The sequence below is a fragment of the Burkholderia paludis genome (genome assembly GCF_000732615.1).
GTDB lineage: Bacteria > Pseudomonadota > Gammaproteobacteria > Burkholderiales > Burkholderiaceae > Burkholderia > Burkholderia paludis.
On the sequence record NZ_JPGL01000083.1, the window covers coordinates 1 to 14877 of the forward strand.

Sequence of the window (14877 nt, forward strand, 5' to 3'; positions counted from 1 at the left end):
TGACGCTGCTGCGGCGTCGAGATGCCGCTCTGGTGCTTGCCGTAGAACGGTTCGACGCCGTCGTGCGCAGGGCGGGGGGGGGGGGGGGGGGGGCGGGCGGCCGCCCGCCCCGGTTCGTTGGCAATCCGGTGCGCCGGGGGCGTTCCCGCGACGCGCATCGCTTTCGTTGATCGACACCATGACACCGAATCAACCGTTTCTCGCGTCCCAGCGCGATGTGCTGTTGCTGCTCGCCCGGATCCTGCTTGTCATCCTGTTCATGATGTTCGGCTGGAAGAAGATCGTCGACTTCCCCGGCACCATCGCGTTCATGGGTTCGGAAGGCGCGCCCGCGCCGATCGTCTCCGCCGCGATTTCCGTCGTGATGGAGCTGTTCGTCGGGATCGCGATCCTCGTCGGTTTCCAGACGCGGCCGCTTGCGCTGCTGCTGGCGCTCTATACGATCGGCACCGGCATCATCGGCCATCACTACTGGACGATGACGGGCGGCGAGCAGATCGACAACATGATTCATTTCTACAAGAACATCGCGATCTCCGGCGGCCTGCTCGCGCTTTGCGCGGCGGGCCCCGGCCGTTTTTCGGTCGATCGCGGATAAACGGACCCTGGGCGCGCGCATGGGGCGTGCGCCGGAAGGTCGAGACTCCGAGGGGCATCATTTTGCGACTCAAACATTTCGCATGGCTGATCGCGGCTGCCACACCGGCGGCCGCTGTCGCGCAGACGAGCGTGACGCTGTACGGCCGCATCGACGGCGGCATCGAATACCTGAACCACATCGCGCAGCCGAACGGCGGCAGCGCGACGCGCTGGAGCGCCGAAAGCGGCGACTGGGGCACCAGCATGTTCGGGCTGAAGGGCTTCGAGGATCTCGGCGGCGGGATGGCGACGGTCTTCAACCTGGAAACCGCGTTCCAGGTGATGAACGGCCAGACGGGCGGCGGGCGCATGTGGTCGCGGCGCGCGTACGTCGGGCTGAAGAGCGACACGTGGGGCCAGCTGCAGGCCGGCCGCAACCTGTTCATCGACAGCGACGGCGTGTGGGAATTCGATCCGTTCGTGCAGCAGGCGTTTTCGTCGGCATCGCTCGTGCGCGGCCGCAACTGGCAGCAGACCAGCAACAACGTCGAATATCACAGCCCGGTGATCGGCGGCTTCGACGTGCAGGCGCAATACGCGTTCGGCAACCAGTCGAGCGGGTTCAACTACGGCGCGTCCGGCGATTTCGGCCGCTCGGACGGGATCATGCTCTCGTACCACTCGCCGCTGCTCGACGTGCGCGGCATCTACGACGAACTGCGCGACAGCAACGGCAAGTTCAGCAACATCTTCACCGCGTCGCGCGAGTATTTCGTCGGTGCGAACGTGAAGGTGTCGAAGTTCAAGATCCAGGGCGCGTATACGCACTACCAGGCGCCGGACAGTCCGGTGGGCGTCGCCGACCGGGCCGATCACTACTGGCTCGGCGCGACCTATTCGGCCACCCCGCAATGGGCGGTGACGGGCGGCGGCTATTACGTGAAGGTCGGCGACGGCGGCGGCGATGCATCGCACGATCCGTCGGGCCACGCGATGATGTATGTGCTTGGCACTACGTACAATCTGTCGAAGCGTACGTTCGTGTACGGCACGGTTGCGTACGTGCGCAACGGCGGCAACTCGAACTTCTCGCTGCTCGCGACGCCGCGCGACGCGACGTCGGGTACGAGCCCGATGACGGGCGAGTCGCAGACGGGCGCGTATGTCGGGATGATGCATACGTTCTGAACACGGCGGGTCGCACCCGCCGGGGCGTACACGAAAAAGGCACGAACGTTCGACGTCCGTGCCTTTTTTCCTGGCCGGCGCGTTGGCGCCCGGCTTTGCAGGTCCAGGCGAGGAGGGGCGCAGCGCGCCGCTCGAGCACGCAATCCTCTGACGTTTTCGCCGGCCCGGCCCGCTGCCGTCCGTTGCGGCGGACGATCCGCATCGCGCTTGTCGCCGCACTGATGCGCCCCGCCAACGTTTGCGCGCACCGCTTGAACCTCGACAACGTTTGCCGTTGTTTTTTAAGGAAAAAAATTGATCTGAGTCAGACGACTTGCGCTAGAAAACGCTTGGCTATCTCTATATACTCCGCACCGCGTTTGACGGAAGTGCCTCCGTCAGTCGCGAAACATGGGCCGGATACCTGCCGGTGCGCCTGTTTCCCCTTCTTTTATCCCCGGGGACGTCTCATACATGACGAGTGTCATCGATCCGCTTCTCGATCAGCGTGTTTCTCCGCAATGGCGTGGCCTGCTCGGGGCGCTGGCGGCTGAATTCGAGGATCAACTGGGACACGACGAACTGCGTCAGTTGATGGCGCGGGTCGGTGCGCGTTTCGCGGCGGCGCATCCGCTGCGCGCGTGCGCGTCGACCACGGAACTGGCCGCCGCGCTGAACGCGCAGTGGCGCGACATCCAGTGGGGGTATGTCGAACTCGCCGACGAGCGCGATTGTTTGCGCATCACGCACTATGGCGCTCCGCTGCGGGCGTTCGGCGGCGGTGCGCTGGCGTGGGCGCCGGCTTTCCTGCAAGGCAGTTACCAGGGGTGGCTGACTGCGATGGGGGCGACCGATCTCGACGTCGTGCAGGCCGGCCCCGTCGACGACGACTACGCAATCGAATTCACGCTCGGGCGCGGCGCGCGCTGACGCGCATCGTTCGCGCCTGTCTCCGTAGTGCCTTATCTACTGTCCCCGAGCGGGACGATCGAGCCAACCGCGCCATGACCAGCTCACGGGATATCGAATCACTCTTCGCCCGCTTCGGCGGCAACGCAGGGGACTATCAGGAGGTTCGCGCGGAGGCGGAAGCCGTCGAGGCGCGCGCCCGCTGGCCGTTGCTCGGCGTGCTCGACCCGGTCGGGCAGTCCGGCATCGTCCCGTCCGGCGATACGCCGCCGCGCGCGCCGGCGTCCCGGCCGGTTTCCGGCATACGGATGGCCGCCGAACGCGCTCGCGGGGATGAACGTGCTCCGGCGCGCGCGCCCGTGGTTGCGCCCGCTGTTGCACCGGCTGTTGCACCGGCCGCCGCACCGGCCGCCGCACCGGCCGTTGCGGCCCCGCAGCCCGGGCCGCTCCTGAAGAAGCTGTTTGCCGCTGCGCCGGCGCCGGCGCCCGCGGCCGAGCCGGCCGCCGCGGATGCCGTGCCGCTCGAGCGCCTGTTCGATCGCCTGCGTGGCGGCCGCGCGCCGGGTGCGCCGGATGCCGCGCCGGGGCGCGACCGTGCCGGACAGCCGGCGGCGGACGGCGGCATGTGGTTCATCGGGGGAGTACGTCGGTCATGAAGGTCATCACGGTCGTTTCAGCGAAGGGCGGCGTCGGCAAGACCACGCTCGCGGCCAATCTGGCGTCGGTGCTCGCGGCCGGCGGCGAGCGCCATGTCGTCGCCGTCGATCTCGATCCGCAGAACGCGTTGCGCCTGCATTTCGGCGTGCCGCCCGATTCCGGCGACGGTCTTGCGCGGGCCGCCGTGAGCGGCGCGCCGTGGGCGTCGGCGATGGTCGACGGCATCGACGGCATCACGGTGCTGCCGTTCGGCACCGTCGACGAGGACGACCAGCGCGGCTTCGAGCGCCTGCTCGACCGCGATCCCGCGTGGTTCGCGCACGGCGTGGCGACGTTGTCGCTCGGCGCGGACGACATCGTCATCGTCGACACGCCGCCGGGCTCGTCGGCCTTCACGCGCGCGGCGCTCACCGCATCCCATTTCGCGGTGAACGTCGTGCTGCCGGATGCCGCGTCCTACGCCGCGATTCCGCAAATGCGGCGCATGATCGATGCGTATGCGGCGCCGCGCGCCGATTTCATCGGCGAAGGCTACGTCGTCAACCAGGTCGACCAGTCGCGCGAGCTGGGCCGCGACGTGTTGCGCGTGCTGCGCGACCGCCTGGGCGCGCAACTGTTCCGCGGCGTGATTCATGCGGACGAGGGCCTGCCCGAGTCGCTCGCGTGCCAGACGACGCTGCTCCATTACGATGCGCGTTCGCAGGCAGCCGCCGACCTCGATGCGTGCGGCGCCTGGCTGCTGCGCGAGATCGGGGCCACCGCGCCCTCTCGGAGCGCCGCATGAGCACTGCGCCGGCCGGGCCGTCGTCCGTTCCCCCGCGCCGTTCGTGGCTCGACCGTTTCGTCGACGCACGCCTCTGGCAGAGCCGCCCGTTCGCGGTGCTGCTGACGGCGTTTGCCGTCGCGTCGCTGTTCTTCGTCTTCACGGTGCCGTTCGACAATCCCGAGCAACTGGCGTTTGCGACCTGCTGCTTCGTGTGCGCGCTGCTGTTCCGCCGCATCGAGGGGCACTACGCGACACTCGTGATGATCATGCTGTCGGTCGTGACGTCGGGCCGCTACATGTACTGGCGGCTGACCGAGACGACGGTCTGGGCGCATCCGCTCGACGCCGTGTGGGGCATGCTGCTCGTCTCGGCCGAGCTGTATTCCGCCATCGTGCTGATGCTCGGCTATTTCCAGACGTCCTGGCCGCTCGGGCGCAAGCCGGTACCGATGCCCGCGTCGCGCGACGACTGGCCGACCGTCGACGTGTTCATCCCGACCTACAACGAGCCGCTGTCGGTCGTGAAGCCGACGATCTATGCGGCGCTCGCGCTCGACTATCCGGCGGACAAGCTGGCGATCCACGTGCTCGACGACGGCCGTCGCCCGGAATTCAAGGCGTTCTGCGAGGAAGTGGGCGTGCACTGGACGATTCGCGCGCACAACCGTCACGCGAAGGCCGGCAACATCAACGAGGCGCTCAAGATCACGCAGGGCGAATATCTCGCGATCTTCGACTGCGATCACATTCCGACCCGCTCGTTCCTGCAGATCGGCCTCGGCTGGTTCCTGCGCGACCGCGACCTGTCGATGCTGCAGACGCCGCACCATTTTTTCTCCGCCGATCCGTTCGAGCGCAACCTCGGCACGTTCCGCAAGGTGCCGAACGAAGGCGAGCTGTTCTACGGCCTCGTGCAGGACGGCAACGACCTGTGGAACGCGACGTTCTTCTGCGGTTCCTGCGCGCTGCTGCGCCGCTCGATGGTCGAGGAGATCGGCGGCATCGCCGTCGAGACGGTGACCGAGGACGCGCACACGGCGCTCAAGCTGCACCGCCTCGGCTATACCACGGCCTATCTGTCGATCCCGCAGGCGGCCGGCCTCGCGACGGAGAGCCTGTCGGGCCACATCGGCCAGCGGATCCGCTGGGCGCGCGGCATGACGCAGATCTTCCGCATCGACAATCCGCTGCTGGGCAAGGGGCTGTCGATCGGGCAGCGGCTCTGCTACCTGAACGCGATGATGCACTTCTTCTACGGCGTGCCGCGTCTCATCTTCCTCACGGCGCCGCTGTCGTTCCTGTTCTTCGGCGCGCACGTGATCCAGGCGTCGGCGACGACGATCGCGCTGTATGCGCTGCCGCACGTGATGCACGCGAGCGTGACGAACTCGCGGATGCAGCGCGCGTTCCGTCATTCGTTCTGGGCGGAAGTCTACGAATCGGTGCTGGCGTCGTACATCACCGCGCCGACGCTGCTCGCGCTGATCAACCCGAAGCTCGGCAAGTTCAACGTGACGGCGAAGGGCGGCCGGATCGATTCCGATTACTTCGACTGGGCGATTTCGCGCCCGTACCTGGTCCTGCTGCTGCTGAACATGCTCGGCCTCGTCGCGGGGGCGGTGCATATCGGCCTGAACTGGCACGTTCACAGCGAGGTGCAGACGACGCTCCTCAACCTCGCGTGGACCGGCTACAACGTGCTGATCCTCGGCGCGACGGTCGCGGCGGCCAACGAACGCCGGCAGGTGCGCGCGGCGCACCGCGTCGCGATGACGATTCCCGTGATGCTGCGCTTCGATACGGGCCGGACGCTGTCGTGCGAGACGATCGACTACTCCGAGGGCGGCGTGGGCGTGAAGCTGCCCGACGGGTTCGTCGTGCCGCTGAAGGCGAACGTGAAGGTATCGCTGTTCCGCGGCGCCGACGAATACGCGTTCCCGGCGACGGTCGAATACTCGGAGCCCGGGCGTATCGGCCTGCGATTCTCGGGGCTCAGCAAGGCGCAGGAATTCGACCTCGTGAAGACCACCTTCGCCCGCGCGGACGCGTGGACCGACTGGGCGGACGGCCGTCGCGCCGATTCGCCGCTGCGCGGCCTGGCGCACGTGCTGCGGGTCGGCGGGCGGGGCATCGGCGGACTGTTCTCGCTCCTGTACAGCGACGTGCGGGCACTATGCGCATCCCGCAGGAACAACAAGCGCATCACCGCAACGACAGATAACTAGACGTATGGCTAACAGGACGGGGAGAATGCCGCGCGTGCGCGGCATTCAAGGGGCGGGCGCGCGCCTGCCGGTGCCGGTGCGCGAGTCCGCCGGCGGATGGACGCGGTGGCGGGCGCGGGTGCGGCGCATGGTCGTGCCGCTCGCATGCTGGATGATCTGGCAGGCGGGCGCGGTGCCGCTCGCGCAGGCCGTCGAGGCGGCGCAGGCGGTGGGCGACGTGCCGCCGCCGTCGCCGGCGGTGCCGTTCTTTCCGGAGGCAGGGCGTCAGCCCGCGCTGGCGGGAAGCGCGCCGGTGCTGTCCGCCGATCAGCAGCGCCTGCTCGGCGTGCGGCGGCCGACGACCGCGAATCCCGGCACGCTGCTGCCGGGCGGGCGTCGCCAGGGCCTGACGTTCGCCGATTTCGGTGCGCTCGATCCGCTGCAGCTGCGCGGAACGGAAGGCCAGAACGGCGTGTCGTTCGCGGTGCGCAACGACGAGATCGTGACGGGCGCGGTGCTGCATCTCGTCTACAGCTATTCGCCCGCGCTGCTGCCCGAGCTGTCGCAGCTGAAGGTGCTCGTCAACGGCGAGGTGGCGGCGACGCTGCCGTTGCCGCAGGCGCAGGCCGGCACGACCGTGTCGCGCGACATCCCGATCGATCCGCGTTTCATCACCGAATACAACCACCTGAACCTGCAGCTGATCGGGCACTACACGCGCCGCTGCGAGGACCCGTCCAACTCGTCGCTGTGGGCGACCGTCAGCAATGCGAGCACGCTCGACCTGACCTATGCGTCGTTGCCGGCGAAGGCGGATCTGGGCGCGTTGCCCGCACCGTTCTTCGATCGCCGCGACGTGCGCCGGCTCGAACTGCCGTTCGTGTTCGCCGCGCAGCCGGGCCGCGAGACGGTCGAGGCGGCGGGGATCGTCTCGTCGTGGTTCGGCGCGCTCGCCGGGTATCGCGGTGCGCTGTTCCCTGCGAGCGTCGGCCAGGTTCCGCCGTCGGGCAACGCGGTCGTGTTCGCGACGCCGGACGATCGCGTCGACGGCGTCGCGCTGCCGCGCATCGACGGCCCGACCGTCGCCGTGGTCCCGCGTGACGCGCCCGCGCGCGGGCAAGTGCTGCTCGTGCTGGGTCGCAACGCCGCCGAACTCAGGACGGCCGCGACCGCGCTCGTGCTCGGCAAGAACGCGCTGAGCGGGTCCAGCGCCGCCGTCGGGCAATTGTCGGGCGTCGCGCCGCGCGTGCCGTACGACGCGCCGAACTGGCTGTCGTCGACGCGCCCCGTGCGCCTCGGCGAGCTGCTCGACGAGCGCGCGCTGAGCGTGACCGGATACGACGGCGACGCGGTGCGGGTCAACCTGCGGGTGCCGCCGGACCTGTTCATGTGGAACACCCGCGGCGCGCCGCTCGATCTGCGCTACCGCTACACGGTGCGGCCGTTTCCCGATCGCTCGTCGCTGAACGTCAGCGTGGGCGACACGTTCGTGAAGTCGCTGCCGATTCCCGCGCGCGACGCGTCCCGTTTCAGCCTCGGTCACTACCTGCAGCGGATCGCCGCGGACGGCACCGGCGCCGAACGCTACCGCGTCGACGTGCCGCCGCCGCTGCTGACGCCGCGCGCGCAACTGCGCCTGCATTTCTACTACGACATCCCGAACACCGGCGAATGCGCGGGCCGGCTGCTGCAGAACGTGCAGGGCGCGATCGATCCGGACTCGACGATCGACGTGTCCTCGTTCCCGCACTACAAGGCGATGCCCGACCTCGCCGCGTTCGCGAACAGCGGGTTCCCGTTCACGCGGATGGCCGACCTGTCCGGCACGGCGGTCGTGCTGCCCGACGATCCGGGCGCCGGCGTGTACGGCCTGTTCCTGCTCGAAATGGGCCGGATGGGCGCGTCGACCGGCTACCCGGTCACGGGCGTGAGCGTGACGGACGCGGCCGGCGTCGACGCGCTCGCGGACAAGGACCTGCTCATCCTCGGCGCGCCGGGCAAGCAGCCGCTCCTCAAGCGCTTTGCGAAGGCGATGCCGTTTTCCGGCGACGGCGAGCGCAGCACGTTCGCGCTGACCGACCTGGTGTTCCGCGTCAAGGACGCGTGGCGCGGCGCGCAGGAAACCGAGCCCACCCCGACGCGCGCGGACCTGTCGCTCGTCAGCGACCAGGAGAACGCGCTGATTGCCGGGTTCGAGTCGCCGCTGCACGCGGCGCGCAGCGCGGTCGCGCTGGTCAGCATGGCGGGCCGGTCGGACGAGGACCTGACGTCCGCGCTGCTCGACGCCGACATCCTGCCGGCGATCCAGGGCGGGATGGCGGTCATTCACGGGCGTTCGGTCACCGTGACCTCGAACGGGGATATTTACCACGTCGGGTCGCTGCCGCCGATCGCATACGTGCGCTGGGTGCTGTCGGCGCATCCGCTGTTGCTGCTGTTCGGCGGGCTGTTCGCCGCGCTCGTGATCGCGGCGCTGTTCTATCGTTTGCTGCGCTCGGTTGCCGCGCGCCGTCTCAAGGAATGACATGAGGGTTCGACTCGGGATTGCGCGGGATGGCCGCGTTTCGCGCGGCGCCCGGATCGTGCGGTGCGCCGCCGTGCTCGCCGGCGGCATCGCGGCCGCGTCGGCGCCGGCGCTTGCCGTCGAGCCGGCCGCGCAAGCGTGCGGGGAGTGGAGCGCCTACCGCGCGTTCGTCGATCGTTTCGTGCAGGCCGACGGCCGCGTGATCGACCATTCGACCGCGACGCAGCAGACCACGTCGGAAGGACAGTCGTACGCGATGTTCTTCGCGCTGGTGGCGAACGATCGCGCGACCTTCGACCGTCTGCTTGCATGGACGCGCACGAACCTGGCGGACAACCGCTTCTCCGGGGGCTCGGTGCGCCTGCCCGCGTGGCAATGGGGCCGCAAGGCCGACGGAACGTACGGCGTGCTCGATCCGAACGCGGCCGCCGACGCCGACCTGTGGATCGCCTACGACCTGATCGAGGCGGGCCGGTTGTGGCGCGCAGCCGAATACACGGCGCTCGGCACGGCGCTGGCCGAGCAGGTCGCGCAGCACGAAGTGACGACGCTGCCCGGCTTCGGCGCGATGCTGCTGCCCGGGCCGACCGGCTTCGTGACGGACGGTACGACGCGACTCAACCCGAGCTATCTGCCGTTGCCGGTGCTGCGCGGCCTTGCCCGCGCGTTGCCGAACGGGCCGTGGACCGAACTCGCACGCAATGCGCTGCGCATGGTGAAGGCTACCGCGCCGCAGGGCTACGCACCCGACTGGGCCGCGTGGCGCGCCGGGCAGTTCGTCGTCGATCCGCAGCATCGCGATCTCGGCAGTTACGACGCGATTCGCGTGTATCTGTGGGCGGGCCTCGCGTCGCCCGCCGATCCGCTCGCGAAACCGTGGCTCGCCGCCGTGCACGGCATGGGCGAGCGCGTCGCGCAAACGGGCGTGCCGCCCGAGAAGGTGGCCGTGACGAACGGAATCGGCACCGGGGAAGGGCCGCTGTCGTATTGGGGAGCGCTCGCGCCGTATTTCAAGGCGCGCGGCGACCAGCGCAGTCTCGCCGGCGCACGCGCCGTGCTCGCCGCGCTGGACGGCGCGCCGCAGGGCCATGAACCCGTGTACTACGACCGCGTGATGGGGCTGTTCGGCGCGGGCGCGATCGACGGGCGCTATCGCTTCGATGCGAACGGCGCGCTGATCCCGGCGTGGAGGGCGACATGCGAATGATGTCGCACAGACGGTCGCGCGCGGCCGTGACGGGCCGTTCGGCCGGGCGCGGGCGTGCCCGCACGGGCGTGCGAGCGCTGGCCGCCGGCCTCGCGCTCGCGGGGCTCGCGGCGCTTGCACTGCCGCCCGCCGCGCATGCGGCCGGCGATCCGCTCAAGGTGCTGATCGACCAGGGCAAGTACTGGCAGGCGCGCGGGCGCGGCGATCTTGCCGAGCAGGCGTGGAAGAAGGTGCTGAGCCTCGACCCGAATCAGCCGGATGCGCTGTTCGGGATGGGCATGGTGCTCGCCGACCGCAAGGACGGCGGAGCACGGCGTTATCTGGAGCGGCTGCGCCAGGTGGCGCCGAACGATGCGCGTCTCGGGGAGCTGGGCCGCCGTCTTGGCGAGACCGGCCCGCACGACCAGGAACTCAACGATGCGCGGCGCCTTGCGCAGATGGGCCGCAGCGCGTCGGCGGTGCAGGAATACCAGCGGGCGTTGCAGGGCGCGCCGTCCTCGCCGGAACTGCGTCTCGAGTATTACCAGGCGCTCGCGGCGACGCCGAGCGGCTGGGACGAGGCGCGGCGCGGGCTCGAGCAGCTCGCGCGCGACAACCGCGACGATCCGCGCTATGCGCTCGCCTATGCGCAACACCTGACGTATCGCGACGCCATGCGTCGCGACGGCATCGCGCGTCTCGAACAACTGGCGAACGATCCGGCGGTCGGCGCGAAGGCGCGGCAGAGCTGGCGGCAGGCGCTGCTCTGGCTGGCCGCGCGGCCGTCCGATCAGGCGCGCTACGAGGCCTACCTGAAAGCCGTTCCCGACGATCCCGCCGTTCGCGCGCGTTTCGACGGCATGGTGCGGCAAGGGCAGACCGACCGCGAGCACGCGCAGGAAACGGCGCAGAACGATGCGCGCGGCAGGACGGTCGCCGACGGTTTCGCGGCGCTCGATCGCGACGATCTCGCGACGGCGCGCGACCGTTTCGGCAGCGTGCTCGCGGCGGCGCCGAACAACGGCGACGCGCTGGGCGGCATGGGTATCGTCGAGCTGAAGCAGGAGCATTTTCCGCAGGCGCGCAGCTATCTCGAACGCGCGTCGCGCGCAGGCAACCCGGCGCGCTGGCGGAGCGCACTGACGAGCGCGACGTACTGGACGTATACGAGCGACGCGCTCGGCGCGCAGAGCAACGGCGATTTCGCGAAGGCGAAGTCGCTGTACGAGCGCGCGATCGCGCTGAATCCGTCCGACATCACGGCACAGGTGCTGCTGGGCGACGGCCTGCTGGCGAATCGCGATCCGGCCGGCGCGGAGCAGGCTTACCGCATGGCGTTGCGCCGTCAGGCCGACAGCCCCGACGCGATTCGCGGGCTGGTCGGCGCGCTGGCCGCGCAGGGGCGCGGCGACGAGGCGCTGCAGTTCGCGAACCAGCTGACGGTCGGGCAGCAGCAGAAGGCGGGCGGCGCGGACCGGCTGCGCCGGACGGCCGAAGCGGCGCAGGCGCGCGCGGCCGAGGCGCGCGGCGATCTGGGCACGGCGCGCAGCCTCTTCGAGGATGCGCTCGCCGGCAGTCCCGACGATCCGTGGCTGCGGCTCGATCTTGCGCGGGTCTATGTGCGGCAGGGCGCGATCGCGTCCGCGCGGAGCATCATGGATGGCCTGCTCGCGAGCCATCCCGACATGGCGGACGGGCTGTACGCGAGCGCGCTGCTCGCCGAGCAGACGCGCGAATGGTCGGCGGGCCTCCAGAACCTCGACCGCATCCCCGTCGCGCAACGCACGGCGGCGATGACGGCCCTGCAGCACCGGCTCTGGGTCGGGCAGCAGGTCGATCTCGCGACCCGGCTGGCGCGCCGCGGCCAGCGCCAGCAGGCGCTCGCGATGCTCGCCAACGCCGAAGGCGTCGCGGCGGGAACGCCGTCGCTCGCCGCGGTCCTGGCGGGCGGTTATGTCGCCGCGGGCGATCCGCAGCGCGGACTCTGGCTGGTTCGGCAGGCCCTGTCGGCCGCGCCCGGCGATACCGGCCTGCAACTGCGGTACGCGGGTATCCTGCTCGCGGGCCATCAGGACGCGCTGCTGGGCGACGTGATGCGGCGCCTGTCGGCGATGTCGTTCACGCCGGAGCAGCGGGTCGATTTCGAGAACCTCAACCTGGCGATCGTGGTGCGCCAGGCCGATGCCGTGCGGACCCGGGGCGACCTTGCCGGCGGCTACGCGGTGATCGCGCCGTGGCTGGCCGCGATGCCCGACAACCCCGATCTGCAGGCGGCGCTGGCGCGTCTCTACACGTCGGCGGGCGATGCGGCGAACGCGCTCAAGTGCTATCAGACGGCGCTGGCGCGCCGGCCCGACGATCTCGGCCTGCTGACCGCCGCAACCTATGCGGCGAGCGGCGCGAAAGCCTGGCGCGACGGCGAGCGCTACGTGACGGCCGCGCTGGAGGCCGCGCCGGACGATCCGGACGTCCTGGCCGCCGCCGGCCGGTTCTATCGCGCCGAAGGCAAGCTGTCGGCCGCCGCGTTGTATCTGAAACGCTCGCTGCTCGCGAGCACCACGCCGCCGCCTGCGCCAGCCGCGCCGAGGGCCAATGTGCCGCGCGGCTGGGAGGCGGCGATGCAGCGAATCGGCGCGAACCCGCTGCCGGGCACCAATCCGTTCGAAGGCAAGACGGCGGTCGACGTCGGCGGCGCCGCCGCCACGCCCGCCGACGGCGCGCGCCCGTCGGCGCTGCTGCCTGCCGCCCCTTCGTGGTCCACTCTTTCGCTTCCCGCCCAGACCGTGCCGTATTCGATGCCGCCCGCGCCACCCGCGCCTTACGTGACGCCCGCTGTCGCGCCATCCGGCGGGCAGCCCGCCGCGCCTTCCGCTTATCCGTCCGGGAACGCGCCCGAGCGGCGGTCCGGCGTGTCGCCGTCGGCCGGCGTCGACACGAGCGGCTACGGGCAGGCGAGCGACGGCGGCGGCGAAAGCGGCGGGCCGCCGGCCGCGCAGCCCTATACGCCGTATTCGTCGGTTCCGCCGTATCCGCAGCAGGCCGCCGCGCCTGCTGCCTACCCGGCGCAGGGCGGCTATCCGGCGCCGCAAGACTATGCGGCGACGCCGTGGCCGATGTCGCCCGCCGCGCGTGCCGCGCAGACCGGAACGGATACGGCCGCGCCGGAGCGCACCCGCACGCGGAAGGCGACCAGGGCGGCGCAGTCTCGTCAGCCTGCGTATGCGCAGGGCTATGGGCAGACGTATCCGCAGCAGGGCTATCCGCAGCAGGGCTACCCGCAGCAGGGCTACCCGCAGCAGGGCTATCCGCAACAGGGCTATTCGCAACAGGGCTATTCGCAACAGGGCTACCCGCAGCAGGGCTATCCGCAGCAAAGCTACCCACAGCAAAGCTACCCGCAACAGGCATATGGCCAGCCGTACACGCCGCAGCCGTATCCGGGCCAGGCAGGCGGCGCACCGACCTACATTCCGCAACCGCCGGCCGGGTACGCGCAGAGCTATGCGCCCGCACCCGCCGCGCGCGGCGGCACGGTCTCGGGCGACGCGAATGCGCAGACGCTCGGCGTGGCGGCCGAACTCGCGCAGGTGAATCGCGAACAGGCGAGCACGGTATCGGGCGGGCTCGTGTTCCGGAATCGCAGCGGCGAGGCCGGCCTGTCGAGCCTCACCGACATCGAGGCGCCGATCGAGGGACGCATCAGGGCCGGTAACGGCCACATCGTCGTCACCGCGACGCCGGTCACGCTCGATGCGGGCACCGCGACCCTCGACATCCCGACCTATGCGCGCTTCGGCTCCGGCCTGGCGAAAGCCCGGACGGGAACGTTCGGCGATCAGTCCGCGAGCGGCGTCGGCTTGTCGATCGGCTACGAGGGCAAGCAGCTGAAGGCGGACGTCGGCACGTCGCCGATCGGCTTCCCGTACCAGAACATCGTGGGCGGCGTGCAGTACGACGGCGGCATCACGGACAAGGTGACCTACTCGCTCGCGGTGACGCGCCGCGCGGTGACCGACAGCGTGCTGTCGTACGCCGGCGCGCGCGACGCCGGCTCGGGCCTCAAGTGGGGCGGCGTGACGAAGAGCGGCGCGCGGGCGTCGCTGAGCTGGGACGACGGCACGAGCGGGCTGTATGTCAACGGCGAATTCAACTACTACGACGGGCATCACGTCGAGCGCAACTACTCGGGCAAGGGCGGCGGCGGCGCGTATACGCGCTTCTATCAGGATGCCAACCAGACGTTTACCGCCGGCATCAATGCGACATGGATGCGGTTCAGCAGCAACCAGTCGTATTTCACGTACGGCCAGGGCGGCTACTTCAGCCCGCAGCAGTACGTGATCCTGAACCTTCCGATCGACTACTCGGGGCGCACGGGCGCATTCACGTATCAGGTCAACGGCTCGATCGGCGTGCAGCACTACCGCCAGAACGCCGTGCCGTATTTCCCGCTCGACCCGTTGATGCAATCGTCGGCCGCGGCCAATGCGGCGGCTATCACCAACGCGCTGCCGGTGACGCTCGATCCGGGCGCGGTCTATCCGGGGCAGAGCAAGACCGGTATCGCATATTCGATCGCCGGGCGCGGCGAGTACCAGCTCGCCTCGCAGCTCGCGGTAGGGGCGGCGGCGTCGTTCGGCAATGCGTATCAATATCGCGAGTGGGTCGCCGCGGTCTACCTGCGCTACAGCTTCACGCCGCAGGTCGGGCTGCAGCCGTTTCCGCCGAGAGTGTTCACTTCGCCGTATCTCGCGGGCCAGGATTGAACCGCCGAGCAGTCGGGCAGGCGAAGCGTGACGTATGACGTGTCACGTGTCACGTCGCCGGGCGGACGGGGTGCTTCGACGGGCCTGCGGCCGCGCCGTCCGGCGTGCGCTCCGAAGCG

General features: G+C 69.9%; 9 protein-coding genes. All 9 read left to right on the forward strand.

All coding sequences use genetic code 11. From position 1 onward, the window contains the following. Positions 1-178 precede the first annotated feature (178 nt). The 9 genes from GQ56_RS0135200 to GQ56_RS0135240 all read left to right on the forward strand — a co-directional run bounded on the left by GQ56_RS0135200 (position 179) and on the right by GQ56_RS0135240 (position 14758). Entirely contained in the window at positions 179-598 is a 420-nt protein-coding gene (locus GQ56_RS0135200; protein WP_031403109.1) for a DoxX family protein, read from the forward strand. A gap of 62 nt (positions 599-660) precedes the next feature. Next, positions 661-1767 (forward strand): porin, encoded by a 1107-nt coding sequence (locus GQ56_RS0135205; protein WP_031403110.1) that lies wholly within the window; start codon positions 661-663, stop codon positions 1765-1767. Between the two features lie 453 nt (positions 1768-2220). Beyond that, entirely contained in the window at positions 2221-2676 is a 456-nt protein-coding gene (bcsD, locus tag GQ56_RS0135210; RefSeq protein ID WP_031403111.1) for a cellulose biosynthesis protein BcsD, read from the forward strand. A gap of 74 nt (positions 2677-2750) precedes the next feature. After that, positions 2751-3311 (forward strand): cellulose biosynthesis protein BcsP, encoded by a 561-nt coding sequence (gene bcsP, locus GQ56_RS0135215; RefSeq protein ID WP_052007398.1) that lies wholly within the window; start codon positions 2751-2753, stop codon positions 3309-3311. Next, the gene (gene bcsQ, locus GQ56_RS0135220) at positions 3308-4096 is read left to right on the forward strand and encodes a cellulose biosynthesis protein BcsQ (RefSeq protein ID WP_031403113.1); all 789 of its coding nucleotides are present in this window, start codon (positions 3308-3310) and stop codon (positions 4094-4096) included. Before bcsP ends, bcsQ begins: the two co-directional genes overlap by 4 nt. Further along, entirely contained in the window at positions 4093-6303 is a 2211-nt protein-coding gene (gene bcsA, locus GQ56_RS0135225; RefSeq protein WP_031403114.1) for a UDP-forming cellulose synthase catalytic subunit, read from the forward strand. The genes bcsQ and bcsA overlap by 4 nt, the downstream gene beginning before the upstream one ends. 70 nt (positions 6304-6373) lie before the next feature. Continuing rightward, entirely contained in the window at positions 6374-8806 is a 2433-nt protein-coding gene (gene bcsB / locus GQ56_RS0135230) for a cellulose biosynthesis cyclic di-GMP-binding regulatory protein BcsB (RefSeq protein ID WP_235212817.1), read from the forward strand. A gap of 1 nt (position 8807) precedes the next feature. Further along, a complete protein-coding gene (bcsZ, locus tag GQ56_RS0135235; protein ID WP_043301730.1) occupies positions 8808-10013 on the forward strand; it encodes a cellulose synthase complex periplasmic endoglucanase BcsZ in 1206 nt (401 codons plus the stop codon). Continuing rightward, complete coding sequence (locus GQ56_RS0135240) at positions 10010-14758, forward strand: cellulose synthase subunit BcsC-related outer membrane protein (protein ID WP_235212816.1); 4749 nt, start codon at positions 10010-10012, stop codon at positions 14756-14758. The genes bcsZ and GQ56_RS0135240 overlap by 4 nt, the downstream gene beginning before the upstream one ends. Positions 14759-14877 lie beyond the last annotated feature (119 nt).

Bases quoted from the DNA above. Each gene is read 5' to 3' on its own strand.
- GQ56_RS0135200 (WP_031403109.1), top strand. From the start codon at position 179: ATGACACCGAATCAACCGTTTCTCGCGTCCCAGCGCGATGTGCTGTTG.
- bcsD (WP_031403111.1), top strand. From the start codon at position 2,221: ATGACGAGTGTCATCGATCCGCTTCTCGATCAGCGTGTTTCTCCGCAA.
- bcsP (WP_052007398.1), top strand. From the start codon at position 2,751: ATGACCAGCTCACGGGATATCGAATCACTCTTCGCCCGCTTCGGCGGC.
- bcsQ (WP_031403113.1), top strand. From the start codon at position 3,308: ATGAAGGTCATCACGGTCGTTTCAGCGAAGGGCGGCGTCGGCAAGACC.
- bcsA (WP_031403114.1), top strand. From the start codon at position 4,093: ATGAGCACTGCGCCGGCCGGGCCGTCGTCCGTTCCCCCGCGCCGTTCG.
- bcsZ (WP_043301730.1), top strand. From the start codon at position 8,808: ATGAGGGTTCGACTCGGGATTGCGCGGGATGGCCGCGTTTCGCGCGGC.
- GQ56_RS0135240 (WP_235212816.1), top strand. From the start codon at position 10,010: ATGATGTCGCACAGACGGTCGCGCGCGGCCGTGACGGGCCGTTCGGCC.